30 protein-coding genes are annotated in these 26,253 nt (G+C 64.1%); 19 read left to right on the top strand and 11 right to left on the bottom strand.

The genetic code is table 11. The features are described from left to right. Window positions 1-56: 56 nt before the first annotated feature. Window positions 57-881, bottom strand: a complete 825-nt coding sequence (locus KMZ68_RS03205; RefSeq protein ID WP_215614460.1) for a sugar phosphate isomerase/epimerase family protein — start codon at window positions 879-881, stop codon at window positions 57-59. Window positions 882-989: 108 nt separating this feature from the next. On the opposite strand from KMZ68_RS03205, the gene KMZ68_RS03200 reads away from it, so the two are divergent. The 6 genes from KMZ68_RS03200 to KMZ68_RS03180 all read left to right on the top strand — a co-directional run bounded on the left by KMZ68_RS03200 (window position 990) and on the right by KMZ68_RS03180 (window position 5,840). After that, entirely contained in the window at window positions 990-1,127 is a 138-nt protein-coding gene (locus KMZ68_RS03200; protein ID WP_215614459.1) for a hypothetical protein, read from the top strand. 251 nt (window positions 1,128-1,378) lie between these two features. Next, window positions 1,379-2,785: a cytochrome ubiquinol oxidase subunit I gene (locus KMZ68_RS03195; RefSeq protein ID WP_215614458.1), complete on the top strand. Its 1,407-nt coding sequence runs from the start codon at window positions 1,379-1,381 to the stop codon at window positions 2,783-2,785. After that, window positions 2,785-3,798: a cytochrome d ubiquinol oxidase subunit II gene (gene cydB, locus KMZ68_RS03190; protein WP_215614457.1), complete on the top strand. Its 1,014-nt coding sequence runs from the start codon at window positions 2,785-2,787 to the stop codon at window positions 3,796-3,798. Before KMZ68_RS03195 ends, cydB begins: the two co-directional genes overlap by 1 nt. Then, window positions 3,795-3,926 (top strand): DUF2474 domain-containing protein, encoded by a 132-nt coding sequence (locus tag KMZ68_RS25960; RefSeq protein ID WP_249779508.1) that lies wholly within the window; start codon window positions 3,795-3,797, stop codon window positions 3,924-3,926. The genes cydB and KMZ68_RS25960 overlap by 4 nt, the downstream gene beginning before the upstream one ends. 225 nt (window positions 3,927-4,151) lie before the next feature. Continuing rightward, window positions 4,152-4,745, top strand: coding sequence for a L,D-transpeptidase (locus tag KMZ68_RS03185; RefSeq protein WP_215614456.1), 594 nt, complete (start codon window positions 4,152-4,154; stop codon window positions 4,743-4,745). Between the two features lie 54 nt (window positions 4,746-4,799). After that, window positions 4,800-5,840, top strand: coding sequence for an amino acid ABC transporter substrate-binding protein (locus KMZ68_RS03180; protein WP_215614455.1), 1,041 nt, complete (start codon window positions 4,800-4,802; stop codon window positions 5,838-5,840). A 174-nt stretch (window positions 5,841-6,014) separates the two neighbouring features. Here KMZ68_RS03180 and KMZ68_RS03175 read toward each other — a convergent pair whose 3' ends face one another. Beyond that, on the bottom strand, window positions 6,015-7,154 hold the full coding sequence (locus tag KMZ68_RS03175; protein ID WP_215614454.1) for an acyl-CoA dehydrogenase family protein: 1,140 nt from the start codon (window positions 7,152-7,154) through the stop codon (window positions 6,015-6,017). Between the two features lie 142 nt (window positions 7,155-7,296). Beyond that, window positions 7,297-8,481: an acyl-CoA dehydrogenase family protein gene (locus tag KMZ68_RS03170; RefSeq protein WP_215614453.1), complete on the bottom strand. Its 1,185-nt coding sequence runs from the start codon at window positions 8,479-8,481 to the stop codon at window positions 7,297-7,299. 160 nt (window positions 8,482-8,641) lie between these two features. Between KMZ68_RS03170 and KMZ68_RS03165 the strand changes: the two genes are divergently transcribed. Next, window positions 8,642-9,187, top strand: coding sequence for a carboxymuconolactone decarboxylase family protein (locus tag KMZ68_RS03165; protein ID WP_215614452.1), 546 nt, complete (start codon window positions 8,642-8,644; stop codon window positions 9,185-9,187). Window positions 9,188-9,329: 142 nt separating this feature from the next. On the opposite strand, the gene KMZ68_RS03160 is transcribed toward KMZ68_RS03165, so the two are convergent. The 5 genes from KMZ68_RS03160 to KMZ68_RS03140 all read right to left on the bottom strand — a co-directional run bounded on the left by KMZ68_RS03160 (window position 9,330) and on the right by KMZ68_RS03140 (window position 14,184). After that, complete coding sequence (locus KMZ68_RS03160) at window positions 9,330-10,565, bottom strand: MFS transporter (RefSeq protein WP_249779507.1); 1,236 nt, start codon at window positions 10,563-10,565, stop codon at window positions 9,330-9,332. Window positions 10,566-10,821: 256 nt separating this feature from the next. Further along, window positions 10,822-12,063, bottom strand: coding sequence for an MFS transporter (locus tag KMZ68_RS03155; RefSeq protein WP_215614451.1), 1,242 nt, complete (start codon window positions 12,061-12,063; stop codon window positions 10,822-10,824). Window positions 12,064-12,178: 115 nt separating this feature from the next. Continuing rightward, window positions 12,179-12,859 (bottom strand): DUF938 domain-containing protein, encoded by a 681-nt coding sequence (locus KMZ68_RS03150; protein ID WP_215614450.1) that lies wholly within the window; start codon window positions 12,857-12,859, stop codon window positions 12,179-12,181. Between the two features lie 33 nt (window positions 12,860-12,892). Further along, a complete protein-coding gene (locus KMZ68_RS03145) occupies window positions 12,893-13,894 on the bottom strand; it encodes an MBL fold metallo-hydrolase (protein WP_215614449.1) in 1,002 nt (333 codons plus the stop codon). Next, window positions 13,891-14,184 (bottom strand): ArsR/SmtB family transcription factor, encoded by a 294-nt coding sequence (locus KMZ68_RS03140; RefSeq protein WP_215606536.1) that lies wholly within the window; start codon window positions 14,182-14,184, stop codon window positions 13,891-13,893. The genes KMZ68_RS03145 and KMZ68_RS03140 overlap by 4 nt, the downstream gene beginning before the upstream one ends. A 250-nt stretch (window positions 14,185-14,434) precedes the next feature. Here KMZ68_RS03140 and soxC point away from each other — a divergent pair, with 250 nt between their 5' ends. From soxC to KMZ68_RS03080, 12 genes are all read left to right on the top strand, one after another. Beyond that, the gene (gene soxC, locus KMZ68_RS03135; RefSeq protein ID WP_215614448.1) at window positions 14,435-15,721 is read left to right on the top strand and encodes a sulfite dehydrogenase; all 1,287 of its coding nucleotides are present in this window, start codon (window positions 14,435-14,437) and stop codon (window positions 15,719-15,721) included. Beyond that, window positions 15,705-16,376 (top strand): c-type cytochrome, encoded by a 672-nt coding sequence (locus KMZ68_RS03130; RefSeq protein WP_215614447.1) that lies wholly within the window; start codon window positions 15,705-15,707, stop codon window positions 16,374-16,376. The genes soxC and KMZ68_RS03130 overlap by 17 nt, the downstream gene beginning before the upstream one ends. A gap of 106 nt (window positions 16,377-16,482) precedes the next feature. Continuing rightward, window positions 16,483-16,824, top strand: a complete 342-nt coding sequence (soxX, locus tag KMZ68_RS03125; RefSeq protein WP_215616171.1) for a sulfur oxidation c-type cytochrome SoxX — start codon at window positions 16,483-16,485, stop codon at window positions 16,822-16,824. Window positions 16,825-16,864: 40 nt separating this feature from the next. Continuing rightward, window positions 16,865-17,356: a thiosulfate oxidation carrier protein SoxY gene (gene soxY / locus KMZ68_RS03120; protein WP_215614446.1), complete on the top strand. Its 492-nt coding sequence runs from the start codon at window positions 16,865-16,867 to the stop codon at window positions 17,354-17,356. Window positions 17,357-17,379: 23 nt separating this feature from the next. Beyond that, complete coding sequence (gene soxZ, locus KMZ68_RS03115) at window positions 17,380-17,691, top strand: thiosulfate oxidation carrier complex protein SoxZ (protein ID WP_215614445.1); 312 nt, start codon at window positions 17,380-17,382, stop codon at window positions 17,689-17,691. A gap of 75 nt (window positions 17,692-17,766) precedes the next feature. After that, complete coding sequence (soxA, locus tag KMZ68_RS03110; protein ID WP_215614444.1) at window positions 17,767-18,633, top strand: sulfur oxidation c-type cytochrome SoxA; 867 nt, start codon at window positions 17,767-17,769, stop codon at window positions 18,631-18,633. Beyond that, window positions 18,630-18,944, top strand: coding sequence for a hypothetical protein (locus KMZ68_RS03105; RefSeq protein WP_371741404.1), 315 nt, complete (start codon window positions 18,630-18,632; stop codon window positions 18,942-18,944). The genes soxA and KMZ68_RS03105 overlap by 4 nt, the downstream gene beginning before the upstream one ends. 160 nt (window positions 18,945-19,104) lie before the next feature. Continuing rightward, a complete protein-coding gene (gene soxB, locus KMZ68_RS03100) occupies window positions 19,105-20,853 on the top strand; it encodes a thiosulfohydrolase SoxB (protein WP_215614443.1) in 1,749 nt (582 codons plus the stop codon). A 65-nt stretch (window positions 20,854-20,918) separates the two neighbouring features. Continuing rightward, window positions 20,919-21,335, top strand: coding sequence for a DsrE family protein (locus KMZ68_RS03095; RefSeq protein ID WP_215614442.1), 417 nt, complete (start codon window positions 20,919-20,921; stop codon window positions 21,333-21,335). Between the two features lie 12 nt (window positions 21,336-21,347). Continuing rightward, window positions 21,348-21,803 carry a DsrE family protein gene (locus tag KMZ68_RS03090; protein ID WP_215614441.1) on the top strand — a complete coding sequence of 152 codons (456 nt, stop codon included), beginning with the start codon at window positions 21,348-21,350 and terminating at the stop codon, window positions 21,801-21,803. A gap of 59 nt (window positions 21,804-21,862) precedes the next feature. Beyond that, window positions 21,863-22,336 carry a GlcG/HbpS family heme-binding protein gene (locus KMZ68_RS03085; RefSeq protein WP_371741457.1) on the top strand — a complete coding sequence of 158 codons (474 nt, stop codon included), beginning with the start codon at window positions 21,863-21,865 and terminating at the stop codon, window positions 22,334-22,336. 33 nt (window positions 22,337-22,369) lie between these two features. Further along, window positions 22,370-23,410 (top strand): MBL fold metallo-hydrolase, encoded by a 1,041-nt coding sequence (locus KMZ68_RS03080; protein WP_215614440.1) that lies wholly within the window; start codon window positions 22,370-22,372, stop codon window positions 23,408-23,410. 114 nt (window positions 23,411-23,524) lie between these two features. Here KMZ68_RS03080 and KMZ68_RS03075 read toward each other — a convergent pair whose 3' ends face one another. The 3 genes from KMZ68_RS03075 to KMZ68_RS03065 are packed head-to-tail and all read right to left on the bottom strand — an operon-like array spanning window position 23,525 to window position 26,189. Then, the gene (locus tag KMZ68_RS03075; RefSeq protein WP_215614439.1) at window positions 23,525-24,367 is read right to left on the bottom strand and encodes an ABC transporter substrate-binding protein; all 843 of its coding nucleotides are present in this window, start codon (window positions 24,365-24,367) and stop codon (window positions 23,525-23,527) included. Beyond that, on the bottom strand, window positions 24,367-25,149 hold the full coding sequence (locus KMZ68_RS03070) for an ABC transporter ATP-binding protein (RefSeq protein WP_215614438.1): 783 nt from the start codon (window positions 25,147-25,149) through the stop codon (window positions 24,367-24,369). The genes KMZ68_RS03075 and KMZ68_RS03070 overlap by 1 nt, the downstream gene beginning before the upstream one ends. Then, window positions 25,146-26,189, bottom strand: coding sequence for a FecCD family ABC transporter permease (locus KMZ68_RS03065; protein WP_215614437.1), 1,044 nt, complete (start codon window positions 26,187-26,189; stop codon window positions 25,146-25,148). The genes KMZ68_RS03070 and KMZ68_RS03065 overlap by 4 nt, the downstream gene beginning before the upstream one ends. Window positions 26,190-26,253 lie beyond the last annotated feature (64 nt).

Here is a 26,253-nt window from a genome sequence, read left to right as displayed (position 1 = left end):
GACCGAAAGGATACCGTTGTTCGGTTAGCCGGCTTTCACGCGGGCTCCTGCAGAGACTACTCAGCCACACCAAGCTCAGTCAGATACTTTGCGCCGGCGAACACCGCCGCGTGGTCGCGCAACTCGATGATGAGCCGCGGATTCGAATTCAACCGGCCCAGCGCACGAAACAATGCGACCCAGGGCATGGCACCCTCGCCCGGCGCCCAATGCCGGTCGGCATATCCATCGCTGTCTTGAAGATGGACGTGCGTCAGCATGTCGCCCGCGGCATCGACGTAGTAATCGACCGGCGGCGCACCGGTCGAACTGTGCGCGTAAAGGGCATGCCCGGTATCGAGTGAGATACGAACGTTCTTGCTGTCCAAGGCCCTGGCGAGGCGCACTCGTTCGTGCGGATCCTTATCCTCGATATTCTCGATGACGATCTCGCAGCCGATCTGCTCGGCTCGGCGGATGACATCCGACAAGGTCGACTGAACGCGCTCGACTACCGCCTCCCTGTTTCCGGGATAGAGATCGAGATTGTTGTGGTCCCACGTCGTGTAAGGCGAATGGACAACCATCTGGGTTGCCCCAACATATTCGGCGGCTTCCAGCGCCTGCAGCAGGCGGGTCGTGACGGCTTTCCTGACGAGCGGATCGTGACTGTCGATCTTGAACCCCCAGAAAGGTCCATGAATTCCAAGCCGTCCTTTGAAACCATCGAGAAGCTGCTTGACCCGGTCGGCGACACCTCGCCAGTCGCCCTCCAGCGCCTCTGCACGGAAGAAATCCTGCAACTCCAGATCGCGCTGCCGCAACAGCAACCACTCGCGATAGGCCGGCAGCGAGTTGATCGACAACGCCGCTCCAAGAACTGGTTTCGCGTAGGCGGGCATCACAAACTCCAGGGGGGGGGGACATGTCCGCGACAAGTAGCGATGTGACGTGACGACCATGTGAACGTCGGCCGCAACCGGCAGTGAATCCTACGGAGAATCACGGATATGCTCGTCCACAAGGTGCTGATGGCAAAGCAAGAGGCCATGGCGGCGCTGGTGGCTTCGTTTCCTCTCATGGTGAGGAGCGATGCGCAGCATCGCGTCTCGAACCATGAGGCCAAGACCGTGCCTATCATCCCTTGAGACGCCTGCTTTGCAGGCTCAGGATGAGGAGGTAGTCATTAGCGGTCTCACTCTATTTCCTTAGCAGACGTCAGCGTTTCGCCGAAATAGCTGACCAAAGCGCTTTCAAAGAAACCGCGTCAGAACAGAAAATTGGGCCTCGATTCCGATCCAGTCGGGATCGAGGCTCAGCCGCGCGAACGGCGCGGTACTCCCGTCGCATCCGGCGTGATATACTTTATAAGAGATCAGCAGCGACGGATGGCTTCGCGATGTTCGAGGGCTGGGATGCCGTGGTACTGGCCCGGGCGCAGTTCGCCTTCACGATGTCGTTTCACATCGTGCTTCCCGCCTTCTCGATCGGGCTGGCCAGCTATCTCGCGGTGCTGGAAGCGCTCTGGCTCGCGACCGGGCGCGAGGTCTTCATCAACCTGTTCAACTACTGGCTGAAGATCTTCGCGGTCGCGTTCGGCATGGGCGTGGTGTCGGGCATCGTGATGTCCTACCAGTTCGGCACCAACTGGTCGGTGTTTTCCGACAAGACCGGCCCGGTGATCGGCCCCCTGATGGCCTATGAGGTGCTGACCGCCTTCTTCCTCGAGGCGGGCTTCCTCGGCGTCATGCTGTTCGGCCTGGAGCGGGTCGGCCACCGGCTGCATTTCATCGCCACCCTGATGGTGGCGGTGGGCACGCTGATCTCGGCGTTCTGGATCCTGTCGGCCAATTCCTGGATGCAGACGCCGGCCGGCTACGCCGTCAATGCCGACGGCCAGTTCGTCGCCGCCGACTGGCTCAAGGTGATTTTCAATCCGTCGTTTCCCTACCGTCTCGTGCACATGGTGCTGGCGGCCTACCTGACGACCGCGCTGGTGGTCGGCGCGGTCGGCGCGTTTCATCTGCTGCGCGACCGGCATCTTGCGGGTCCGCGGGTAATGTTCTCGATGGCGATGTGGATGGCGACCTTGGTGGCGCCGATCCAGATCGTCGCCGGCGACCAGCACGGCCTCAACACGCTGGAGCACCAGCCGGTGAAGATCATGGCGATGGAAGGCCATTTCGAGAGCCACAAGCACGGCGCGCCGCTGGTGCTGTTCGGACTGCCCGACCAGGCCGCGGGCAAGGTGAAATACGCGGTCGAGGTGCCCAAACTCGGCTCGCTGATCCTCAAGCACTCGCTCGATGCGCCGCTCGCCGGCCTCGACACCGTGCCGCGCAAAGACTGGCCGCCGGTGCCGATCGCCTTCTGGTCGTTCCGGATCATGGTCGGCATGGGATTCCTGATGATGGGGCTCGGCCTGCTCAGCCTGTGGGCGCGCTGGCGCGGCACGCTCTATCAATCCCGCCTGCTGCACGTGTTCGCGCTGGCGATGGCGCCTTCGGGCTTCATCGCCGTGCTGGCGGGCTGGGTCACCACCGAGACCGGGCGCCAGCCGTTCACGGTGTACGGGCTGTTGCGGACGGTTGACGCCGCTTCCCCGCTGGCCGCGCCTGCGGTCGCATCCTCCCTGATCGCATTCATCATCGTCTATTTCGCGGTGTTCTCCGCCGGCGTCATCTATCTTCTGCGATTGATGGCGGCGCCGCCGCATCACGGCGAACGGGGACCGGGCGAGGATGCGCCGGCGCGCGCCGCCGGCATCACGCCCGCCGCCGGCGCTACCGCGCGGGGGACCGCCTGATGACCGGCGCCATCGACCTTGCGACCGTCTGGGCCTTCATCATCGCGTTTGCGGTGTTCGTCTATGTGGTCATGGACGGCTTTGACCTCGGGCTCGGCATCCTGTTTCCGCTGTTTCCGAAACGAGAAGATCGCGACGTGATCATGAACAGCGTCGCCCCGGTCTGGGACGGCAACGAAACCTGGCTGGTGCTCGGCGGCGGCGGCATGATGGCGGCGTTTCCGCTGGCCTATGCGGTGCTGATGCCGGCGCTGTACACGCCGATGATCGCGATGCTGATCGGCCTGATCTTTCGCGGCGTCGCCTTCGAGTTTCGCTGGCGCGTAACACAGGGCAAGCGCAATCGCTGGGACATTGCCTTTGCCGGCGGATCGCTGCTGGCGACGCTGGCGCAGGGCATCGCGCTCGGCGCCATCCTGCAGGGCGTGCATGTCGAGGGACGGCATTATGCCGGCGGCTGGTGGGACTGGCTGACGCCGTTCAGCGTCCTGACCGGGATCGCGCTGGCGATCGGCTACGCGCTGTTGGGCGCGGCGTGGCTGGTCATGAAGACCGAAGGCCCCTTGCGCGACAAGGCCTATCATCTCTGCTGGTTTCTGTTGTTCGCGATGATCGGCGCCATCGGCGCGGTCAGCGTCGCCACGCCGTTCCTGCATATCCAGTACACGCAGCGCTGGTTCGGATGGCCGAACGTCATCCTGACCGCGCCGGTACCGATCGCGGTCGCCGCCGTGACCGTTCTGCTGCTGCGCAGCCTCGCCAACAAATGGGACTACCAGCCGTTCTTCCTGACGCTGGCGCTGTTCGCGCTGTCCTATGCCGGGTTGGGCATCAGCATGTGGCCCTATATCGTGCCGCAGAGCATCACCATCTGGCAGGCGGCTTCGCCCGAGAACAGCCAGATCTTCATGCTGTTCGGCGTCGCGGCGCTGGTGCCGCTGATCCTCGGCTATACCGGCTGGGCCTATTGGGTATTCCGCGGCAAGGTCAGGGCCGGGAGCGGTTATCATTGACGCCCGGGGAGCAACAGCCGCGGCCGCTGGCCCGGCGCCTGATGTGGTTTGCCGCGCTCTGGCTCGGCGGCGTCGGCGCCGTGACCCTGCTCTCTTATGGTCTGAGGCTGTGGATTGCACCGAAATAAGGCCGTTCGCCCGAGCTCCGGCGCGGCATCCGCGACAAAAAACCGAAATATCGAAAACAACCCCATGCAAAGTAGCAAGGGATCGCTGGCATGGGTGCTTTACCCGGGAAGAACGCCGGAAAGACCAAGTATATGGGATGTGCCTGCCCAAAACTTGCCATTAAGTTGCCACTGAGATTTGATGGTTCCATGACTTGGCGAAGGCGCCGCGAGGGAGACCGCAAAATGACGAAGTTTCGGTACCTGATCTGGACGATGGCCGCAGCGGCCGGACTGACGTTTTCGGCCGCGCCTAGCTTTGCGCAGAAGCCCGATGTCGGCGACCAGCCGGGCCTCATCGCCGATGACAGCGTCGAACTGGATCCGCAATTCCGGCGCACGGCGGTGCTCTATCGCACCTCGGAAGCCCCCGGCACCATCATCATCGCGACCGCGGAGCGCCATCTCTATTTGATTCAGGGTAACGGCCGCGCGCTGCGCTACGGCATCGGCGTCGGCCGCGAAGGCTTCCAGTGGCAGGGATTGCTGAACATCACCCGCAAGGCGGAATGGCCGGACTGGACCCCGCCGCCGGAGATGATCGCGCGCCAGCCCTATCTGCCGCGCTTCATGGCCGGCGGTCCGGGCAATCCGCTCGGGGCGCGTGCGATGTATCTCGGCACCACCGTCTATCGCATCCACGGCACCAACCGGCCGGATACGATCGGCACCGCCGTTTCCTCGGGCTGCTTCCGGCTGGTCAATGCCGACGTCAGCGACCTCTACGAGCGCGTCCCGGTCGGCACCAAGGTGATCGTGCGGCAGAAGCCGGAATTGTAAGCCACAGCGGCTCGTTTCACGACCGTCCCATTTCCCTGACATTGGTGAGAAAAAATGTTTCGCACTTTTCGAGGCGGCCTCCTGATTGGATTGGCGGTCGCAATCGCGGTCGCGGCTGCCGCCATTACCTACGAGCGCTATGACACCAAGACCCTGAAGCGGACCATCCGTCGCGGCGACGTGCTGTGCGGCGTCAACAAGGGCCTGCCCGGCTTCTCGATTCCGGACGACAAGGGCAACTGGACCGGCTTCGACGTGGATTTCTGCCGCGCGGTCGCGGCGGCGATCTTCGACGATCCCAGGAAGACGAAGTTCGTTGCGCTCGACGCCAGCGAGCGCTTCAAGGAGCTGCAGAGCCGGAAAGTGGATATCCTGTCGCGCAACTCGACCTGGAGCATGTCGCGCGAGACCTCGTATGACCTGTATTTCCCGGCGGTCGCCTATTACGACGGCGAGGGATTCATGCTGCCGGCGAGCCGCAAGATCGATTCCGCGCTCGATTTGAACAACAGCAAGGTCTGCGTCCAGGATGGAACGACGACGCGGCTCAACCTTGCGGACTATTTCCGCGCCAACAACATGAAATACGAGGAAGTGAAGTTCGCCCAACTGGACGAGGTCGTCAAAGCCTACAACGAGGGCAAGTGCGACACCTTCACTGCCGACGTCTCGCAGCTTTATGCGCTGCGGCTCAACCTCGCCAGGCCCAACGATCACGTCATCCTGCCCGACGTCATCTCCAAGGAGCCGCTCGCGCCCGTGGTGCGCCAGCGCGACGACGACTGGATGATGATCGTGAAGTGGACGCTGTATGCGATGATCAACGCCGAGGAGCTCGGCATCACCTCGAAGAACATCGACGAGGCGCTGAAGTCGAAGAAGCCGGACGTGATGCGCCTGGTCGGCACCGAAGGCGCTTACGGCGAGGAGCTCGGCCTGCCCAGGGACTGGGCCGCACGCATCATTCGCCACGTCGGCAATTACGGCGAGGTCTACGAGCGCAACGTCGGCGCCGAATCCAAGCTGAAGATTCCGCGCGGCCTCAACCAGCTCTGGAGCGCCGGCGGCATCCAGTACGCCCCGCCGATCCGGTGAACTTGCGAGACGAACCCGCCAGCGGCGCCACATCCCAACTTGTCGTCGCCCGCGAAAGCGGGCGATCCAGTATTCCAGAGACGGTAGCGATCAACCGATAGGCCGCGGCGTACTGGGTCGCCCGGTCAAGCCGGGCGATGACACCTGTTGTCGTGAGGCGCCCGTGGCTTTCCCTCAATAACTCTTCATCCGCGCCAATTGATCGGCGTGGAAATTGGCGTCGCCGAACAGTTCCTGGCAGACCCGCGCGCGCTTCATGAAGAAGCCGATGTCGAACTGGTCGGTCATGCCCATGCCGCCATGCATCTGCACGCCCTCCTGCACGGCCTGCGTCGCCGTCGCGCCGGCGCGCGCCTTGGCGACCGCGACCGCGGCGGCGGCATTGGCAAAGTCGCCGTCGAGCGTCTGCAGGGCCTTCAGCACCGCGGCGCGGGTGATCTCGATCTCGATATAGAGTTGGGCGGCGCGGTGCTGCAGCGCCTGGAATTCGCCGATCAATTTGCCGAACTGCTTGCGTTCCTTGAGATAGGTGACGGTGCGGCCGAACACTTCCTCGCTTAAGCCAACCATTTCGGAAGCCACCGCGCCGCGGCCGATGTTGAGCACGCCGTCCAGCAAACCATAGCCCTGATCGACCTCGCCGAGCACGCCGTCGGCGTTGACCTCGACGTTATCGAATACAATGCGCGCCGCGTTGTGCGAATCGACCATCGCGGTGCGCTCGGTCGCGATGCCTTTTGTCTTGGGATCGACCAGAAACAACGTCAGTCCCTCGCGCTCGCCGGCTTTGCCGGCGCTGCGCGCCGCCACGATCAAGAGGTCGGCGACATGGCCATCGACCACGAAGGCCTTGTCGCCCGAGAGCCTGAAGCCGTTGCCGGAACGAACGGCCTGCAATCTGGTTTGCAGCGGGCGATGCTTGGCGCCCTCGTCGATCGCCAGCGCCGCCAGCAGCGAGCCGTCGGATATCTTCGGCAGATACTGCGACTTCTGCGCACCGCTGCCGCCGCGCGACAGCGCCGACGCGGCGAGCACCGCGGTTGACAAAAACGGCGACGGCATCAGGGTGCGGCCGATTTCCTCCATCACGATGCCAGCCTCGACGCAGCCGAGCCCGCTGCCGCCGAAATTCTCCGGCACCAGGAGGCCGGAAAACCCCATCTCGGCGAACGCCTTCCACAGCTCGCGGGAAAACCCCGTGGCGTCCTTGGCGTCGCGCAGCTGCCGCAGATGCGACACCGGCGCCTTATCGCTGATGAGCCCGCGCGCGCTGTCGCGCAGCATCGATTGTTCTTCGTTGAGGACGAGTGCCATGAGGGATTCCGGTAGAGTTGGTGTGAGCGACTAAATGAGTTTGAATTCGTCATGCCCGGCCTTGTGCCGGGCATCCACGTCTTGGACTAGCAAGAAAGACGTGGATGGCCGGGACGGGCCCGGCCATGACGGTGTGGAGACATCAAGCCCCCGGCAGATCGAGAATGCGTTTGGCGACGATGCCGAGCATCACCTCGCTCGTGCCGCCCTCGATCGAGTTGGCCTTGGTGCGCAGCCAGGCGCGCGGGCGGGCACCGCCTTTGGAGCGCTCGCTTTCCCATTCCAGCGCGTCGACGCCGCCCGCCGACATCAGGATCTCGTGGCGGCGCTTGTTGAGCTCGGTGCCGTAATACTTCATGGCGGAAGAAAACGCCGGATGCGCTTGCCCGGCCTTGGCGAGATCGACCGCGCGCTCGGCGGCAGCGGCCAGCGCCGCCTCGTCGATCTCGAAGGTCGCGATCTGCCCGCGCAGCATCGCATCCTCCAGCCGGCCCTGCTCGTCGCTGCCGATCGAATCGGCGGCGACCTGGCCGAGCGGCCGGCCGACGCCGCGCTCGCCCATGCCGGAGATCATCGCGCGCTCGTGCTGCAGCAGATACTTGGCGACGTCCCAGCCGCGGTTGACGGTGCCGACGACGTGAGACTTCGGCACCCGCACATTGTCGAAGAAGGTTTCGCAGAACGGCGAGTAGCCGGAGATCAACAGGATCGGCTTGGTCGATACCCCCTTCGAGGTCATGTCGAACAGAATGAAGCTGATGCCATCATGCTTCTTCGCCGTGGGATCGGTGCGCACCAGACAGAAGATCCAGTCGGCGTAATTGGCGTAGGAGGTCCAGATCTTCTGGCCGTTGATGACGTAATCGTCGCCGTCGCTCTCGGCGCGGGTCTGCAGGGAGGCGAGATCCGATCCGGCGTTCGGCTCGGAATAGCCCTGGCACCAGCGGATCAGGCCGGCGGTGATCTTCGGCAGATGCTCCTTCTTCTGCGCGTCGGTGCCGTATTTCAGCAGCGCCGGTCCGAGCATGGAAATGCCGAACGAGACCAGCGGCTGGCGCGCGCCGATCGCCGCCATTTCCTGGCGCACGATCTTTGCCTGCTCCGCGTCGAGACCTCCGCCGCCGTATTCCTTCGGCCAATGCGGCACGGTCCAGCCCTTGTCGCGCATCCGCTCGAACCAGACGCGCTGCGGTTCGGAAGAAAATTTGGCGTTGCGGCCGCCCCAGAACGTATCGGCCTCCGAAGTCATCGGCCGCCGCATCTCCGGCGGACAATTGGCCTCCAGCCAGGCGCGGGTTTCCAGGCGAAATTTTTCCAGATCGGACATGATGGCGTTTCCATATGAGAATGTTGGATCGACCTTAGCCGTCGCCTCGCGGAATTCAATATGTCCGAAGACCGCGCCATGCGGTCGGCGCGGTGGTCACCGGTGGCGATCAGGTGTATTCGCAAAGCGCGTAACGATTGAAAAACAAGAGGAAACGGACATGCGGCTGAAGTTGCTTTCGCCTAGCGAAATGAGCCCCGCACAAAAAGAAACCTACGACGAGTCGATCGCGGGCAAGCGCGGCGCCCCGCCGGCGCCGATGATGGCCTGGCTCAACAGCCCGGAAATGGCCAGGCATGCCACGCGGCTGGGCGAGGTGCTGCGCTTCGACACGATGTTTCCGGCGAAACTGTCGGAGATCGCGATCCTGGTCACGGCGCGGCACTGGACCGCGCATTACGAATGGTATGCGCACAAGCGGCTCGCCCTGAAGGGCGGCATGGATCCCGGGATCATCGACGATATCCGCAACCGCCGCACGCCGACCTTCGACGATCCAAGGGGCCAGTTGATCTACGACGTCGCCAAGTCGCTGCACGAAGGCCGCGGCGTTTCGCAGGCGCTGTATGACGAGGCCGTCAAGGTCCTCACCGTGCGCGGCGTGACCGAGATCATCGGGCTCTGTGGTTACTACACGATGGTGTCGATGACGCTGAACACATTCGACTTCGAACTGCCGGCGGGGGAAGTGTCGGAGCTTGCGTAGCCGATGCGCGATGGGGTAACGGGCCCCGAAGCCCCTCATGGTGAGGAGGCGCGCTTGCGCCGTCTCCGGACGATGCTTGCCATCGCCGGGAGAACCATGAGGCCGTTGCCCATCCTTCGAGACGCGGCCTAACGGCCGCTCCTCAGGATGAGGTCTTCCCGCGCCGCCCGCGGACCATGATCAGTACCGCCGCCACCAGCTCCAGCCCGATGCAGCCGTAGAACGGCAGCGCGTAGCTGCCGGAGGCGTCGCGCAAGAGGCCGATCACGCCGGGGCCGAACGCGTAGGTGATCTGATTGATCGCCGTGATCAGGCTGATCAGGACGCCGAACGAACGCGGGTCGAATTCGCGCTGCACGATCAGCGCCGGCAGCGTGATCAGGTTGCCGACCGAGAAGCCGAACAGCGCGCAGGATCCGATCAACGCGATGTCGTTCTGCACATTGATGATGATGGCGAGCGCGACGGCCTGGCTGACGAACGAGATCGCCGAGGCCAGCCGCTGGTTGAGCCGGTCGATCACGAAGGAGAACAGCACCCGGCCGACCACCGCCATCGCGGTCATCAGCGCAACCGCGAACGCCGCGCGTTCCCGCCCCACCACCGAATCCAGGAACGAGATCAGGTGAACGATGAAGCCGACCTGGGCGAACAGCACCAGCGCGAAGGAGGCCGAGACCGAGAGGAAGCCGACGTCGCGCAAGGCTTGCGCCCGCACCTGCGTCGCCGACGGCGCATCCGCACGGGCCGCAGCGACCGCGGCACTCGGATGCAGCGGCGGCCGTCCGACGAAGACCAGAATGACGGGAACCATCAGCACGACCATCGCAATCGCGGCAACTACCATCGCGCCGGGAAATCCGATACTGCCGATCGCGGCCACCAGCAGCGGCACGCCAGCAATGCCGCCGAAGCTGGCGCCATTCAGCGCCAGGCTGATCGCCATGCCGCGCTTCCTGTCGAACCAGAGCCCGAGCGTGTTGGTGATGATGCCGAGGCTGGTGCCGGCCCAGCCGAATGCCAGCACCGCATTGGCGGCATAGAGCTGCCAGGGTTTTGTCACTTGGCCGATCAGGAAGGCGGCCGCGGCAAGTGCAAAAATCCCCGCGAGCAGGCAGTTGCGCGGACCGACGGACCGGATCGCCTCGCTGACGAAGACAACCAGCAGCGCGCCGAACAGATAAAAGAAGGTGGTACCGCCTGAGATCAGCGACGCCGGCCAGCCGTGCAGCCGATGCAGCTCGGCGACATAGACGCTCTGGCCATAGAAGCCGAGCCCCCAGCCGAACGTCGCCACCAGGAAGCAGACCGCGACGATCCGCCAGCCCTCGTAGCGCGCCGAGGTTTCGTCGATGGATGTTTGCTCGGGAGCGTTCAATGCCCGTCTCTCGTTTCCGTCATGGCCGGGCTCGTCCCGGCCATCCACGTCTTGATGCTTGCTGGGAAGAAAGACGTGGATGCCCGGCATGAGGCCGGGCATGACGATAGCAACTAGCAGATCGGCAAGACCAAGGCTTCGATCGCCGACGAAGTGTCAGCAGTTGTCATCAGGTCTTCGGTCGATGAATTCATCGACACCGGCACGCGACGGCATGAAACCTCCAAGCTTTCCGGCCAGCAAAGGCAATAGCCGGTCAAATACCCGGATCGGCAAATTCCGCCACGGTCCGCGACCTTCGCCGCCTCGCGAACGATGCGAAGGCCAGCACCGCCAATCCCAGCAGCACCGGCGGGAATACCACCATGTTGACCGTGGACCAGCCGTAATTCGCCAGCAACTGGCCCGACGCAAACGATCCCACCGCCATCATCCCGAACACCAGGAAATCGTTGAACGCCTGCACCTTGTTGCGCTCCTGCGGCCGGTGCGTCTCCAGCACCAGCGCGGAGGCGCCGACGAAGGAGAGGTTCCAGCCGACCCCGAGCACGATCAGCGTGGTCCAGAAATGCATCGCAGTGATGCCAGACAATCCGATCGCCGAGCCGACGCCTTCCAGTATCAGCCCGAGCGCGACAATCTTCGGCGCGCCGAAGCGCGTGATCAGCGAGCCGGTAAAGAAGCTCGGCCCGTACATCGCGACGATATGCCATTGAATGCCGAAATTGGAATCGCTGACGCTCAACCCGCACAACTTCATCGCCAGCGGCGCCGAGGTCATCACCAGATTCATCATGGGATAGGAGACGATGCCGCAAAGTGCCGCGGCGATGAACCGCGGCTGCCGCGCGATCTCCAGCAATGGCCGGCCGCCATGCAGATCGGACGGGGCCGGCTTCGGCGCATCGACGCCAGCCAGGATCGCCATTGCCACCAGCGCCACCGCCGCCTGCACCATGAAGCTGAAGGCGAACAGATAGGGCGGCCAGATATCCATCGTCCACTGCACGAGCTGCGGGCCGAGCACGCCGGCGAACACGCCGCCGGCCATCACCCACGACACCGCCTTGGGACGAAACGCCGCGCTGGCGCCATCGGCGGCGGCAAAGCGGTAGGACTGCGAGACCGCGCCGTAGAGGCCGCCGAGGAACGTGGCGAGGCAGAACAGCGCGAACGAACCGCGCAGGATGGCGAAGGCGCCGAGCAGGCCGGTCAGCATGCCGCAGCCGGTGCCGATGATGAAGGCTGTGCGGCGGCCATAGGCCCGCGAGATCGCCCCGGTCGGCAAGGTACCGGCCGCGAGCCCGACCACATACATCGAGAGCGGCACGGTCGCGAGCGAGATATCGGGCGCCAGCGTCGCGCCGACGATCGAACCGGTGGCGAAGATGACAGCCGAATTGGCCCCGGTCAGCGCCTGCGCCGCCGCCAGCCGCGCCACGTTGGATCGCGCGCGGGCATCGTCGGCAATTTCCTCGGCTGCAGTCACGTCGATCATCCGGCAATTCCGCTGATGCGGCCGGATCGATTCCGGCGTCATTGATTCCGTTACTATGGAGGGGGGCGTTCGTTCAATCAACCGATGCAAACGGGCGCAGGCCATGCATCGTTGTTCAGGCTTTCGCGCGCCCGAACACCAGCACCAGATTATTGGCGGGCATCTCGGCGATTTCCATCAGTGCGAGGCCGACGCTTGCCGCCAGCTTTTCCAGATCGCCGATGTCGCGCACGCCCCATTCGGCATTGCCTTCGCGAAGACTGGTGTCGAATATGGCATTGCTGAGCGCGGTGTGTTTGCCGCCGCGCTTGAACGGGCCGTAGAGTAACAGCCGTCCGTCCTCTCGAAGGTAGCGCGCCGCGCCCGCGAACAAGCCCTCGGCCACCCGCCACGGCGCGATGTGGATCACATTGGCGCAGAACACCGCGAGCAATTTTCCCGGCCCGCGCCCGTCGTGCAGCTCGGGGCACCAGTCGGGATCGGATAAATCGATCCGCAGCGGCGGGCGGATATTCGCCAGCGCCGCATGCGCCCGCCACGCCGCGATGCTCTTCAGATGCTGCTCGTTGAAATCGCTCGGCCACCACACGATGTCGGGAAAATGCCGGGCGAAATCCACCACGTGCTGGCCGGTGCCGCTGCCGGCTTCCAGCACGTCGCCGGATTTCCCGGCGAGGAATCGCTGCAGCACGGTGCGGATCGCCTGATGATTGCGGTGGAACGCCGGTGCGTCGAGACGGCCGTCCGGTTCGACCGGCCGGCCATCCCTGCCGAATTCCACGACATACTCAGCCATATCGCTTCACGCCTTGATCGAAACCAGTCCGGATCAAGGCTTATCAGCTTTGAACTGGGATTGCTCCAGTTCCAGGAAGATCCGATAGGCATTGCCGCGATTGTTACTGGCGAAGGCCGGCATGTCCCGGTATTTCGACCAGTCCGCCTGGCTATAGGCGGCATCGAAATCGGTCCAGTTTTGCACGGCCGCGGTCATCGTTTTACGCAAATATCGAATGTAATCCCGCGTGAAGGCGATGGCCTGCTTGGCCCCGGTCGACGGGCTGCCGTGACCGGGAATGATGAATTTCGGGTCGAGTTTTTCGACTTCTCCGAGCGCATCCAGCCATTGCGCGGTGGAGACGTCATCGCTGTTCATGAAGGGGATGCGGCTGTTCTGCACGATATCGCCGGCGAACAGCACGCCATCAGGCTCGACCATCATCATCATGTCGCTGGAGGAATGCGCCGGCCCGGCAAAGAACAGCGTCAGCCGCCGGTCGCCGAGCGCGATCGTCATGCGCTCCCTGAAAGCAATGTCCGGCGGCACCACGCGGGTATTGCCGTCAACCCAGGGAAACAGCGCGCCGCGCCGCTGATCGAGACGCTGGCTCGCCTTCTCGTCGGCGATCCCCTCATTGTCCTTGTATTCGCCGGAGCGTTCCTGCGCGACGATCAGCGCATCGGTATGATCGCGGAACGCCTGCATTCCATAGATGTGATCGGCATGATAATGGCTCGCGACCACGTAGCGGATTTTCTTGTCGGTGAGTTTGCGGATTTGCTGCAACAGCGCCCATCCGAGGCTCGGGGTTCCCAGCGCGTCGAACACCACGACACCGTCGGAGGTGACGACAAATCCGGCATTGGAGGTGTTGCCTTCATTATCCTTGCCGGGAATGCCGGGATTGCCGGTCGAGTACCAGACCGGCTTGCCCGGCACCTGATCGAGCTTCAGGGGGAGAGTGATCGGCGGATAAGGCGGCGCGGTTTGTGCGCCCGAGGTCGAGACCATGCATGCGGCGATCCCCGCCGCTGCCAACAGTCGTTTCATTTGATGGTCCCGCAGAAGATCTCCTTGAGCACCTGCAGCACGCGCAGCGCCCGCTTGTCGACGACGCTGTAGTGCAGCGTCTGCGACGTCCGGCGGAACGTCACCAGCCCGTCGGCGCGCAGCCGCGCCAGATGCTGCGACAGCGCGGACTGGCTGAGCTTCGCCACATCGACCAGTTCCCCCACCGTCATTTCCCCGCGCGCGGCGAGGAAACAGAGGATCAACAGCCGCTTTTCATTGCCCAGCAGCTTCAACAGCCGCGACGCCTGGCCTGCCTGTTTTGCCAGCATTTTCAATGCCGCCACATCGGCAGCATTGATCCCGGCGGACTTGTTTCTTGCGGCAACCGCAACTGCTCTCATGACTTGATGTCCCGATCAGGTAGAGTGCGTATGGAACTCTCATATATCACACTACCGCGCTTTCCATTGTTTAGCATTGACTAAATTAGCGTATGTAGATACGGCTGGGGAAACGATAAAGCTGCGGCCGTCGAGAGCCGCGAGGTGAGGAAACGTGCGGCCACCCCTGGGACGCAATATGCCAGCGGCATCGAAGCCAGCGGATTCATCCGATCCGCGGTTCGCCCGGCGTTCATTTCTCGGCATGGGCGCGGCGCTGACCGGCGGCCTCGCGCTCGGCGCCAGACCCGGCCACGCGGAACCTCAGCCTGCTTCGCCGCCCGCGGACGCGCCGTGGTCGCAATCGATCGGGGCCGGCGTGGTCGACCGGCCGTATGGCCGGCCCGCCGACACCGAGGCCGGCGTGATCCGGCGCAACGTGCCATGGCTTACCGCCGGAACCGAATCCTCCATCAGTTTTTCGCCGCTGCAGAACCTGCACGGCATCATCACGCCGAACGGCCTGTTTTTCGAGCGCTATCATGCGGGCCGGCCGGACGTCGATCCGGATCAGCACCGGCTGATGATCCATGGCCTGGTCGAACGGCCGTTGATCCTGACCATGCAGGACATCGTGCGTTTCCCGTCGGTGTCGCGCATCCATTTCATCGAATGCCCGGCCAATGGCGGCATGGAGTGGCGCGCGGCGCAGCTGAATTCGCTGCAGTTCAACCATGGCATGATCTCCTGCGCGGAATGGACCGGGGTGCGGCTCTCGACCCTGCTGGAAGAGGTCGGCGTCAAGAAAGAGGCGCAGTGGGCCATGGTCGAGGGCGCCGATGGCGCACATATGAACCGCAGCCTGCCGCTCAACAAATGCCTGGACGATTGCCTGGTGGTCTACGCGCAGAACGGCGAGGCGCTGCGGCCCGAGCAGGGTTACCCGTTGCGGCTGGTGGTGCCGGGCTGGGAGGGCAATGTCAGCATCAAATGGCTGCGCCGCATCAAGCTCGGCGACAAACCCTGGCATTCCCGCGAGGAAACCTCGAAATACACCGACCTGATGCCGGACGGCACCAGCCGCGGATTCACCTGGCTGATCGACGCCAAGTCCGTGATCACCTTCCCCTGCCCCGAAAAGCCGCTCAGTGGACCCGGTCTCTACGAAATCCGGGGCCTGGCGTGGACCGGCAACGGCAAGGTCAAGCGGGTCGACGTTTCCGTGGATGGCGGCATCAACTGGCAGACCGCGCGGCTGCACGAGCCGGTACTGTCGAAAGCGCTGACCAAATTCACGCTGCCATGGCGCTGGGACGGCACGCCGGCGCTGCTCGAATCCCGCGTCATCGACGAGACCGGCTATGTCCAGCCGACGATTGCGCAACTGCGAAAGAGCCGCGGGATGAATTCGGTCTATCACAACAATTCGATCCAGACCTGGCAGGTCAAGCCTGACGGAAGCGTGTTCGATGTCCAGCTCGGTTAGGCGATTCCTGCTGCTCGGCGCCGCCGCCATGATCGCCGCCACGGCGGCGGGCGCGGCGGAAACCGGCACTTTCGGCTACGGCAAGCCAGCCTCGCCGGCGGAGATCGCCGGCTGGAACATCGATGTGCGGGGCGAGGATGGCGCCGGCCTGCCGCCGGGAAGCGGCAGCGTCAACAAGGGCGCCGACGTGTTTTCCGAGCAATGCGCCGCATGCCACGGCACTTTCGGTGAAGGCGAGGGCCGCTTTCCCAAGCTGGTCGGCGGCAAGGGAACGCTGAAGGACGACCGGCCGGAACTGACGGTGGGCAGCTACTGGCCGTTCGCGCCGACGCTGTGGGACTATATCAACCGCGCCATGCCGATGCCCGCACCGCACACATTGTCAGCCGATGACGTTTATGCTTTGACCGCCTATATTCTGAACCTGAACGACATCGTTCCAGGCGAATTCGTTGCCGACCGGGACAGCCTGCCCAAAGTCAAGATGCCCAATCGCGACAGTTTTATCTGGACCGACCCAAGACCTGATACGATGGCCAAGCCGTGCATGAGCGCATGTGCCAACCCTGCGGACGTCAAGATCTCGTCCACGGCGGAAGGCAGGGATCTCACGCCGCGCACGACCGGACCGCTCGACACGATGCAACCCAAGTGAACTAATCCAAGTGAACTAGCCGAAGTGAACTAATCCAAGTGATGCAACCCAAACAACGCAAACGGGAAACGCGCCCTTGAAGATCACACATCCGAGGAAGTCCGTCCTGATTCCGGCCTGTGCGTTGGCATTGCTGTTCGGCACGCTCGCATCTTCGCTGCCCGCGGCCGCCCAGTCGGCGGTGGCGGAGGGGCAGAAACTGGCATTCGACCGCAGCAAGGGCAATTGCCTGACCTGCCACGTCATCAAGGGCGGCGATCTTCCCGGCACCATCGGGCCGGCCCTGACCGACATCAAGAGCAAGTATCCCGACCGTAACGATCTCGTCGCCATCGTTTACGACGAAACCAAGCGTAACCCGCTGACCGTGATGCCTCCGTTCGGACGAAACCGGATCTTGACCGACAAGGAGATCAACGCGGTCGTGGATTTCCTGCAGACCCTATGATCGCTGCATCGCAGCCGCGCGCGACCCAAGGAGACTTCGAATGACAAAGACGAACGATGGATTTGCGCTTCCCCGGCGCGTGATCCTGCAAGGCGTGGCATCGGTCGCGCTGGTCGGCCTCGGCAAGCTTGCGCTCGGCGTTGCGCCTGCCTTCGCCGCCAACGACAAATATCCGGAGGAGGCGTTCAAGCAGAAGAACGTCGACGACGCGATCAAGCTGCTGTACGGCAAGACCGCCGAGAAATCCGACAAGGTGAAGCTCGACGCGCCCGAGATCGCCGAGAACGGCGCGGTGGTGCCGATTGCGGCGAGTTCGGCGCTCGCCGACGTGACCTCGATCTCGTTTCTGGTCGCCGAGAATCCGAACGCGCTGGTGGCGTCGTACAGGATCCCCGCGGGGACCGTGCCGAGCGTCGCCAATCGCATCAAGATGGCCAAGACCAGCAATGTGATTGTCGTCGTGGAAGCCGGCGGCAAGCTCTACAGCGCCACCAAGGAAGTCAAAGTCACCGTCGGCGGCTGCGGCGGCTAACGAGATACACAGGGAACATCCTCATGGCATCGACCATTCGCGTACGCGCCACCTCGTCAGGCGATACCACCGAAGTCCAGGCGCTGATCCAGCACCCGATGGATTCCGGCTTCGTCAAGAACGCCAAGGGCGAGATCATTCCGCCGCACTTCATCCAGCAACTGACCTTCGAATATGACGGCAAGGCCGTGTTCGCCGCGAACTGGGGCGGCGGCGTTTCCAAGGACCCCTACGTCAAGTTCGCCTTCAAGGGCGGCAAGAAGGGCGACGAGCTGAAGATCAGCTGGGTCGACAGCAAGGGCGCGACCGATACGACCACGGCGAAGATCCAGTAACGGCTCTTTTGTTTCGACGCGTTTTCTTCACGCGAACCGGTATCCACTTCGCTTGAAAACGCCAATGGTGGAGAAGTGAACGTGCGACCTGCGATCCAATTTGCCTCGGCCGCTCTCGCGTTGGCAGCGCTGACGTTTGCCGCCGCGCCTGCTGCCGTCGCTGCCGACACCCCCGATCCGGTGGCCGACGCCAAGGCGTTCAAGAAATACTTCACCGACAAGTTCCCCAAGGTGAAGCTGGAAGACTTCGTCAACGGTCCCTACTCGATGGACGAGGGCCTGCACAGGCAGTGGCAAGAGAAGGAACAATTCCCGCCTTACGAATTTGCCCTTGAAACGGGCAAGGAGATGTTCTCCAAGCCGTTCAAGAACGGCAAGAGCTACCAAGACTGCTTCCCCAACAAGGGCATCGGCATCCGGCAGAACTATCCCTATTTCGACGAGAAGGAAGGCAAGGTCGTCACGCTCGAGCTGGCGCTGAACCGCTGCCGCGAGGCCAATGGCGAGCCGCCATTCTCCTATGTGAAGGACGAGATGGCCGCGCTGACCGCCTATATGGCGTTCACCTCGCGCGGCAAGCCGTTCGACATCAAGATCCCGAACGATCCGCGCGCGCTACAGGCCTACCAGGCCGGCAAGGAATATTTCTACACGCGGCGCGGCCAGCTTAACTTCTCCTGCGCGACCTGCCATGTGCAGAGCGGCGGCGAGCGGATTCGCGCCGAGGTGCTGGCGCCCGCGCTCGGCATTCTCAATGCGATGCCGATCTATCGTTCCGAATGGAGCGGCATGGGCACCACCAGCCGGCGGTTCACCACCTGTAACAGCCAGATCCGCGGCGTGCCGCTCAGTCCGCAGGACGATGAATACCGCAATGTCGAGTACTACCTGTCCTATGTCAGCAACGGGTTGCCGATATCCGGTCCGGGAGCGCGGCCATGAGCAACAAGATGCTGAAGTCCATCCTGACCGCCGCCCTGCTGATGTCAGGCGCATCATCCGCGCTCGCCGCATCCGAGGCCGACTACAAGGCGGCCTTTGCCGCCGCAGAAGCCGCCAACAAGGAAGCGGCCGGCCTGCGCAACCAATGGACCACGACGGCCGCGACGCTCAACGCCGCCAAGAAGGCCGCCGAGGCCGGCGACTTCGACAAGGCCGTCGCGTCGGCGAAGGAAGCCGAGGCGCTGGCCAAAGCTTCGGTCTTCCAGGCCACCAGCGAGAAGATGCGCTGGAAAGATATGGAAATTCGCTGAGCCTTTTCGAAGGTTGACCGCAAGGGCAGCCTGTTTGAAATCGTCATTGCGAGCGCAGCGAAGCAATTCAGAAGCCTCGCCGGGAGAAGAACTGGATTGCTTCGTCGCTTCGCAATGACGAGGTGAGGACTCCAGTTCTGTTGACAGGAATAGACATCGCATGACCATCCGCCGCCGGGATTTTCTTTCGCTTGCGGGCGCCGCCGCGCTTACCGGCGGGCTGCCGCGGTTCGCGCGCAGCGCCGAGGGCGCCGCAAACTACGATCTCGAGCACTTCGGCAATGCCCGCATCCTGCACATGACCGACACCCATGCGCAGTTGCTGCCGCTGTATTTCCGCGAACCGAGCGTCAATCTCGGGATCGGCGCGATGGCCGGAAAGCCGCCGCATCTGGTCGGCCGCGCCTTTCTCGACCGCTTCGGCATCAAGCCCGACAGCGCCGACGCTTACGCCTTCACTTTTCTCGATTTCGAGAAGGCAGCCGTTCGATTCGGCAAGCTCGGCGGCTTCGCACATCTGAAGACGCTGATCGATCGCCTGCGCAGCGACGTCGGCCCCGGCCGTTCGCTGCTGCTCGACGGCGGCGATCTGTGGCAGGGCTCGGGTCTTTCCAACACCATGCAGGGCGCCGACATGGTCGAGGCCGCCAATCTGCTCGGCATCGAGGCAATGACCGGCCATTGGGAATTCACCTATGGCGAAAAGGCGCTGCGCAGCAACCTCGACCGCTTCAAGGGCGAGTTCCTGGCGCAGAACGTCTTCCTTACCGAGGAAGCCGCCTTCAACGACGCCAAGGCGTTCGATCCGGCCTCGGGGCGGGTGTTCAAGCCGGCCACCATCAAGGAGATCGGCGGCAGCCGCGTCGCCGTGATCGGGCAGGCATTCCCCTATGTGCCAATCGCGCATCCGAAGCGGTTCACGCCGGACTGGAAGTTCGGCATTCGCGACGCCGAATTGCAGAAGCTGGTCGATAGCTTGCGCAACACCGACAAGGTCGACGCCGTGGTGCTGTTGTCGCATAACGGCATGGACGTCGACCTCAAGCTGGCGAGCCGCGTCACCGGCATCGACGTCATCCTCGGCGGCCATACCCACGACGCCGTTCCGCAGCCGATCCCGGTGACCAATGCCGGCGGCACCACGCTCGTGACCAATGCCGGTTCGAGCGGAAAATTCCTCGGCGTGCTCGATCTCGATATCGCCAAGGGCAAGGTCGCCGGCGTGCGCTACCGGCTGCTGCCGGTGTTTTCGGAGCTGCTGAAGCCGGATCCGGCGATGCAGGCGCTGATCGCGAAAATTCGCGAGCCGCATGCCGCCGCTTACGCCGCCAAGGTCGCGACATCGGATCGCCTGCTCTACCGCCGCGGCAATTTCGGCGGCACCGTGGACCAGTTGATCTGCGACGCGCTGCTCGCCGAATTCGACGCCGAAATTGCGCTGTCGCCGGGCTTCCGCTGGGGCAACAGCGTGCTGCCCGGCCAGCCGGTGACCATGGAAGACGTGCTGTCGGAAACGGCCATTGCCTATCCCGAGACCTACGCGCTGAGCATGACCGGCGGCCAGATCAAGGACATCCTCGAAGACGTCTGCGACAATCTCTTCAACGTCGACCCCTATTATCAGCAGGGCGGCGACATGGTTCGCGTCGGCGGCCTCGCCTATTCCTGCGCCCCGACCGAGAGCGTCGGTCGCCGGATTTCCGACCTGAAACTCGGCAACGGCAAGCCGCTCGAAGCCGGCAAGAGCTACAAGGTTGCGGGATGGGCTTCCGTCAACGAGCAGCAAGGCGTGCCGGTGTGGGATGTATTCGCAAAACATCTGCGCTCGGGGAAAACGTCGGCCCAGCGCGGCACCGGCGTTACCCTGAAGGGCGTTGAAGGCAATCCAGGCATTACGGAACAGGGATGAGAACTATCCCGGCACATGGACGATCGGTCGCTCGCGCCTTCGGCAGCGCGGTAATAGCGGCGTCGATGCTGGCAACGATCTCGCCTGCCGCCCCTGCGGAGCAGACGCCGCTCCCGGACAAGCCGTTCGCCGAGCATCGAATCGTGCTGCAGCTTTCGGATAACGACCCGAAGAAACAGGGCCTCGTCATCAGCGTCGCCTATAACCTTCTGAAACTCTACGATCCCGACAAGGTCGCGGTCGAAGTGGTGACCTTCGGCCCCGGCATCGAATTGCTGTTCCCCGGCAACAGCAACCGCAAGCTGGTCGAGAGCCTGGTCGCGCAGGGCGTGCGTTTCGATGTCTGCCTGAATACCGTCGATACGGTCGAGCGCGACACCGGCAAGCGGCCGGAATTCATCGCCGCCGCGACGCCGGTGCAGGTCGGCGTCGGGCAAATCCTGTCGCTCACGGAAAATGGATATACTTTGGTTCGGCCTTAGGGAGTTCTCATCATGCGGAATCTCGTTCGTCGCTTGAGCGTTGCGGTCGTCATGTCACTGTCGCTTGTCACGGCCGGGCTTGCCGCCGATGCCAAGCCGCATCGCCTCGCCCTGCACGTGGATCAGAATGATCCCGCCGTCATCAATCTTGCCCTGAACAATGTGACCAACGTCATCGAGTACTATCGGGCGAAGGGGGAAAGCGTTGATATCGATCTGGTCGCGTATGGCCCCGGACTGAACATGCTGCGCACGGATAAATCCACCGTGCGGGACCGCATCAAGCAGCTCAAGGAACTCGCCTTCCCCGGCAAGATCCAGTTTTCGGCCTGCAACAACACCAAGGTGAACATGGAAAAAGCCGAGGGGCATGCCGTCACCCTGGTGCCTGAGGCAACCATCGTCGACGCCGGGGTGGTTCAGTTGATGGAGTTGCAGGAACAGGGCTGGAGCTATGTCCGGCCATGACGATGAAACACGCAAGACCTGAAAGACCGAAGCTGCGATATCCGGCCATGATCGGCGGGATGATGCTTGCGCTCGGCGCGGCGCCGGCCGCAGCGAGCGACGATGCGCTGGTGGTCTATAAATCGCTGACGCCGGAAGTCGCGCTGGAGGCGGCGCAGGCGGCGCTGAAGAAGTGCCGCGACAACGGCTTTCAGATCGCGGTCGCGGTGGTGGATCGCTTCGGCCAACCGCAAGTGATGCTGCGCGACCGCTTTGCCGGCTTGCACGCCCCGGATACCGCCGTCAGAAAAGCCTATACTTCAGTGAGTTTTCGTACCGCCACCGGCGATCTGGCGAAGTCAGTCCGATCCGGTCAGTTGGACCCCGGCCTCGCCCAATTGCCTCACGTCGCCATGCTCGGTGGCGGGCTGATGATCGAAGCCGCCGGCAGCCTGCTCGGCGGCATCGGCGTCTCCGGCGCGCCCGGCGGCGACAGGGACGACGAATGCGCCAAAGCGGGGCTCGATGCTATCCGCGACAAGCTCGATTTCTGATATGATGCCAAACCACAACGGTAACAGGCGACCATGATCTTCCGGCAATTGTTCGACAGCGTTTCCGGCACCTACAGCTATCTGCTGGCCAGCCGCGCCGGCGGCGAGGCGCTGATCCTCGATCCCGTGCTGGAGAAGGTCGATCGCTATTGCCAGTTGCTCAGGGAGCTCGATCTCCGGCTGGTCAAGGCGGTCGACACCCATCTGCACGCCGACCACGTCACCGGGCTGGGCGAGCTGCGCGACCGCACCCACTGCGTCACCATCATGGGCGAGCAGAGCAAGGCCGACGTGGTGGCGATGCGGGTCGGCGACGGCGACAAGGTGATGATCGAGGGTCTCGGCCTCGACGTGATGTACACGCCCGGCCATACCGACGATTCCTACAGCTTCCTGATGGGCGACCGCGTCTTCACCGGCGATACGCTCCTGATCCGCGGCACCGGCCGCACCGATTTCCAGAACGGCAGCGCGCGGGCGCAATACGATTCTATTTTCAACCGGCTGCTCAAGCTGCCCGACGAGACGATGGTTTTCCCCGCCCATGACTACAAGGGCGATACCGTCTCCACCATCGGCGAGGAAAAGCGCTTCAATCCGCGGCTGCAGGTGCGCTCGGTCGAGGAATACATCGAGCTGATGGGCAATCTGAAATTACCCAACCCGAAATTGATGGACGTGGCGGTGCCGGCCAACATGCATGTCGGCCTGCATCAGGACGATCTGGCCAAGCAGGGCCAGTCGCTGACCGCGCGCGAGGGAATCGACAGCCTCGGCCGGCCGGATATCCTCCTGGTCGACCTCCGCGAAACCAGCGAACGCGCCAAGCATGGCACCTTGCCGGGCGCGCTGCACGCGCCCTATCCCGGCATCGGCGAAGCCTTGAGGCCCGGCGGCATGCTGCGCGAGGTGGCGGCGGCGACCGGACGCCGCATCGTGTTCTTCTGCGCCTTCGGCGAGCGCTCCGCGATGGCTGTGACTGCGGCCAAGGAAGCGGGCCTCGCCAACACCGCGCACATCGCCGGCGGCATCGACGCCTGGAAGAAGGCGGGCGGTCCGGTGCTGACGGGGTAGGGATCGAACGGTTTCCCTCGTCCTGAGGAGCGCGCCCTTGCGCGCGTCTCGAAGGACGTGCGGCCACCCTTCGAGACGCGGTCCTTTGGACCGCTCCTCAGGGTGAGGACCGTACTACCGCCCCACCCGCCTCAACTCCTTGACCAGCACGTCCAGCGCTTCGGCCAGCATCACGCCGCCGCATTCGGTCAGCCGTTCCGGGATGACGATGCGTTTGGCCGCCGGATAGAACCGCTCGAGCGCCGGGTGCAGCAGGAAGGCCTGGCCGTCATCGCGCGCGACGTCGCCGGCCTGCGACACCAGCAGCAGATCGGGCTTCAGCTTCACGATTTCCTCGAGCGAGGCGAAACCACCAGAAGCAAAACCGAATTCGCCGGCGGTGTTCAACAGTCCGGTCTCGGCCAGCAGCGAGCCGACAAAGCTGTCGCGGCCCGCCACCCAGCCGCGCCGCGACAGCGGCAGCACCCGGTAATGCCTGTCGGCGACGGCCTGGCGCGCACGGGCGAGCGCCGCATCGAGCCGGGCGATCTGTTGCGCGGCGCGGTCGGGATGTCCGGCGATGTCGCCGAGCTCGCGAATCTGGCCTTTCACTTCGTCGAGGGTGCGCGGCACGGCAAGCTCGGCGAGACGCAGCCCGTTCGCCTTCAACAGTTCCCGTGTCGAGCGCTTGTCGAACAGGCTGGCGACCACCACGTCGGGCTTCAGCACCAGCACATCCTCGGCGCCGCCCGACAGCGTCGGATAACGGTTGGCATCGCCGGCCACCCAGGCATCCCTGGAAAACCGGCTGAGGCCGAGGATCTGCTCGGGATCGGCCAGCGTCAGCAGCACCTGGTCGGTGCAGACGTTCATCGACACGATGCGTGGGCCCACGGCGGACGCGGGCGGCACAGCGCCGAACGTCGCGAACGAAGCGATGGCGACCGCAACGGCCAACGATCCGAGGCGCGCCGGCATCAGATTTCCGCCCACGGCACGATCACGGGCTCTCGCTGGTATTCCGCGCGATAGGCGCTGATCCTGAACACATCGGCCATCACCTGTTCCGACAGCGCCGCGGCGGGCGTGCCTTGCGCGACCAGGCGGCCCTCGCAGAGCACCAGGACATGATCTGCGAATCGCGCGGCGAGGCCGAGATCGTGGGTCACCACGATCACCAGCACGCCGCGGTCGGCGGCGGCGCGCAGGCCTTTCATGACGTCGAACTGGTGACGCGGATCGAGCGAGGCGGTCGGCTCGTCGGCCAGGATCGCCGGCGCTTCCACCGCCAGCACGCGCGCCAGCGCAACGCGGCTGCGTTCGCCGCCGGACAGCTCGGTGACGCGGCGATCGCCGAAGGCAACGACGTCGGCGGCCTGCATCGCCCGCTGCACCGCCTCGACATCCCCGGGGCTCAATCGCGCCGGATCGGTCGCACCATGCGGATAGCGGCCGAGCGCCACGATATCGCGCGCCGGCAGCGGCCAGTGCACGATGTGGCCCTGCGGCAGATAGCCGAAGCGCCGGGCGCGCTGGCGCAGCGACAGCGACGACAAGGCCTCGCCGCCGATGGAGATGGCGCCGTCCGACGGCAGCAGCCCTGCCAATGCGCGCAACAGCGTGGTCTTGCCGGCGCCGTTCGGCCCGACCAGCGCGACCAGATGCCCCGGCGAAAGCGACAGCGAGATATCGTTGAGCACCGCGCGGCCGGCTAGCTTAACGTTCACACCCTGCGCGGTGAGGAAGGCGGAAGCGGTCATGTGACGCCTCCGCCGAGCGCGCGGCGTTCGCGCATGATCAGATAGAGGAAGAACGGCACGCCGATGATCGAGGTCAAGACGCCGACCTTGATGTCGCTGGTCGATGGAATGATGCGCACCGCGATATCGGCGGCCAACAGCAACGCAGCTCCGGTGAGCGCGCTCGGAACCAGCAGCCGCGTCGGATCGTGCCCGATCAGGGGCCGCATCAGATGCGGCGCGACCAGGCCGATGAAGCCGATGGTGCCTGACACCGCGACCGCGCCGCCGACGCCGAGCGCGACGCCTGCGATCACCACCAGCCGTAGCCGGCCGACATCGACGCCGAGGCTTTGGGCGGTCTCCTCGCCGAGGCTGAGCGCGCGGAAGGCGTTGCGCTGGCTCATCAGGATGAGCGCGCCCGCGGCGATGAACGGGAGCGCCAGCGCAACATGCTGAAAACTGCGGTCCTCCAGCGAGCCGAGCAGCCAGAACGCAATTTCGAGCACCACGAAGGGATTGCTGGAGAGGTTCATCACCAATGCCGTCGCGGCTCCCGCAAGACTCGAGATCGCGAGGCCGGCGAGAATCAGGATCAAGAGGCCGGCATTGCGGCCGGCGATCGCGAGCAGCACGAAAACGGAAGCGAATGCCGCCAGGATCGCCGCGACAGGGAGCGCGTAGGAGCGCACATCGGCGAGCCCGAGCGCGATCACCAGCACCGCCCCGAAGGCCGCCGATTGCGGCGCGCCGAACAACGACGGCGAGGCCAGCGGATTGCGCAGCAATCCCTGCAATGCGGCGCCGGACAGTCCGAGTATCGCGCCGATCGCGAATCCCAAAATCGTACGCGGCAGCCGGATCTCGCGCACGATCACCTGTGCCACATCGCTGCCGCCGCCGAACAGCGCCTCAGCCACGGCCGGCGGCGACAGCCACACTGGACCGGTTCCGAGCGAGATCAGCACCAGCAGCACGACCAGCATCGCGAGCGCGGCCATCACGCCGGCGCGCCGCCGCGCCGCGGTGTCCGCCATCGCCATGACGTTCTGAATGCTCATCAATTCATTCCCGGGGCGGCGAGCCGCGCCGCTTTCCCATGCTCTTACAATGATTGAGGTCGGG

Source organism: Bradyrhizobium sediminis (genome assembly GCF_018736105.1).
In the GTDB taxonomy this organism is placed as follows: domain Bacteria; phylum Pseudomonadota; class Alphaproteobacteria; order Rhizobiales; family Xanthobacteraceae; genus Bradyrhizobium.
Note: the sequence above shows the minus strand (reverse complement) of the source record. Positions and strands in the feature narration are given on the sequence as shown.

Bases quoted from the DNA above. Each gene is read 5' to 3' on its own strand.
- KMZ68_RS03090 (WP_215614441.1), top strand. From the start codon at position 21,348: ATGCGGAATCTCGTTCGTCGCTTGAGCGTTGCGGTCGTCATGTCACTG.
- soxB (WP_215614443.1), top strand. From the start codon at position 19,105: ATGACCATCCGCCGCCGGGATTTTCTTTCGCTTGCGGGCGCCGCCGCG.
- cydB (WP_215614457.1), top strand. From the start codon at position 2,785: ATGACCGGCGCCATCGACCTTGCGACCGTCTGGGCCTTCATCATCGCG.
- KMZ68_RS03130 (WP_215614447.1), top strand. From the start codon at position 15,705: ATGTCCAGCTCGGTTAGGCGATTCCTGCTGCTCGGCGCCGCCGCCATG.
- KMZ68_RS03155 (WP_215614451.1), bottom strand. From the start codon at position 12,063: ATGATCGACGTGACTGCAGCCGAGGAAATTGCCGACGATGCCCGCGCG.
- KMZ68_RS03065 (WP_215614437.1), bottom strand. From the start codon at position 26,189: ATGAGCATTCAGAACGTCATGGCGATGGCGGACACCGCGGCGCGGCGG.
- KMZ68_RS03085 (WP_371741457.1), top strand. From the start codon at position 21,863: ATGATGCTTGCGCTCGGCGCGGCGCCGGCCGCAGCGAGCGACGATGCG.
- KMZ68_RS03075 (WP_215614439.1), bottom strand. From the start codon at position 24,367: ATGCCGGCGCGCCTCGGATCGTTGGCCGTTGCGGTCGCCATCGCTTCG.
- KMZ68_RS03185 (WP_215614456.1), top strand. From the start codon at position 4,152: ATGACGAAGTTTCGGTACCTGATCTGGACGATGGCCGCAGCGGCCGGA.
- KMZ68_RS03150 (WP_215614450.1), bottom strand. From the start codon at position 12,859: ATGGCTGAGTATGTCGTGGAATTCGGCAGGGATGGCCGGCCGGTCGAA.
- soxZ (WP_215614445.1), top strand. From the start codon at position 17,380: ATGGCATCGACCATTCGCGTACGCGCCACCTCGTCAGGCGATACCACC.
- KMZ68_RS03205 (WP_215614460.1), bottom strand. From the start codon at position 881: ATGCCCGCCTACGCGAAACCAGTTCTTGGAGCGGCGTTGTCGATCAAC.
- KMZ68_RS03170 (WP_215614453.1), bottom strand. From the start codon at position 8,481: ATGTCCGATCTGGAAAAATTTCGCCTGGAAACCCGCGCCTGGCTGGAG.
- KMZ68_RS03200 (WP_215614459.1), top strand. From the start codon at position 990: ATGCTCGTCCACAAGGTGCTGATGGCAAAGCAAGAGGCCATGGCGGCG.
- KMZ68_RS03095 (WP_215614442.1), top strand. From the start codon at position 20,919: ATGCTGGCAACGATCTCGCCTGCCGCCCCTGCGGAGCAGACGCCGCTC.
- KMZ68_RS03175 (WP_215614454.1), bottom strand. From the start codon at position 7,154: ATGGCACTCGTCCTCAACGAAGAACAATCGATGCTGCGCGACAGCGCG.
- KMZ68_RS03105 (WP_371741404.1), top strand. From the start codon at position 18,630: ATGAGCAACAAGATGCTGAAGTCCATCCTGACCGCCGCCCTGCTGATG.
- KMZ68_RS03195 (WP_215614458.1), top strand. From the start codon at position 1,379: ATGTTCGAGGGCTGGGATGCCGTGGTACTGGCCCGGGCGCAGTTCGCC.
- KMZ68_RS03070 (WP_215614438.1), bottom strand. From the start codon at position 25,149: ATGACCGCTTCCGCCTTCCTCACCGCGCAGGGTGTGAACGTTAAGCTA.
- KMZ68_RS03165 (WP_215614452.1), top strand. From the start codon at position 8,642: ATGCGGCTGAAGTTGCTTTCGCCTAGCGAAATGAGCCCCGCACAAAAA.
- KMZ68_RS03180 (WP_215614455.1), top strand. From the start codon at position 4,800: ATGTTTCGCACTTTTCGAGGCGGCCTCCTGATTGGATTGGCGGTCGCA.
- KMZ68_RS03080 (WP_215614440.1), top strand. From the start codon at position 22,370: ATGATCTTCCGGCAATTGTTCGACAGCGTTTCCGGCACCTACAGCTAT.
- KMZ68_RS03140 (WP_215606536.1), bottom strand. From the start codon at position 14,184: ATGCTGGCAAAACAGGCAGGCCAGGCGTCGCGGCTGTTGAAGCTGCTG.
- soxY (WP_215614446.1), top strand. From the start codon at position 16,865: ATGACAAAGACGAACGATGGATTTGCGCTTCCCCGGCGCGTGATCCTG.
- soxC (WP_215614448.1), top strand. From the start codon at position 14,435: ATGCCAGCGGCATCGAAGCCAGCGGATTCATCCGATCCGCGGTTCGCC.
- KMZ68_RS03145 (WP_215614449.1), bottom strand. From the start codon at position 13,894: ATGAAACGACTGTTGGCAGCGGCGGGGATCGCCGCATGCATGGTCTCG.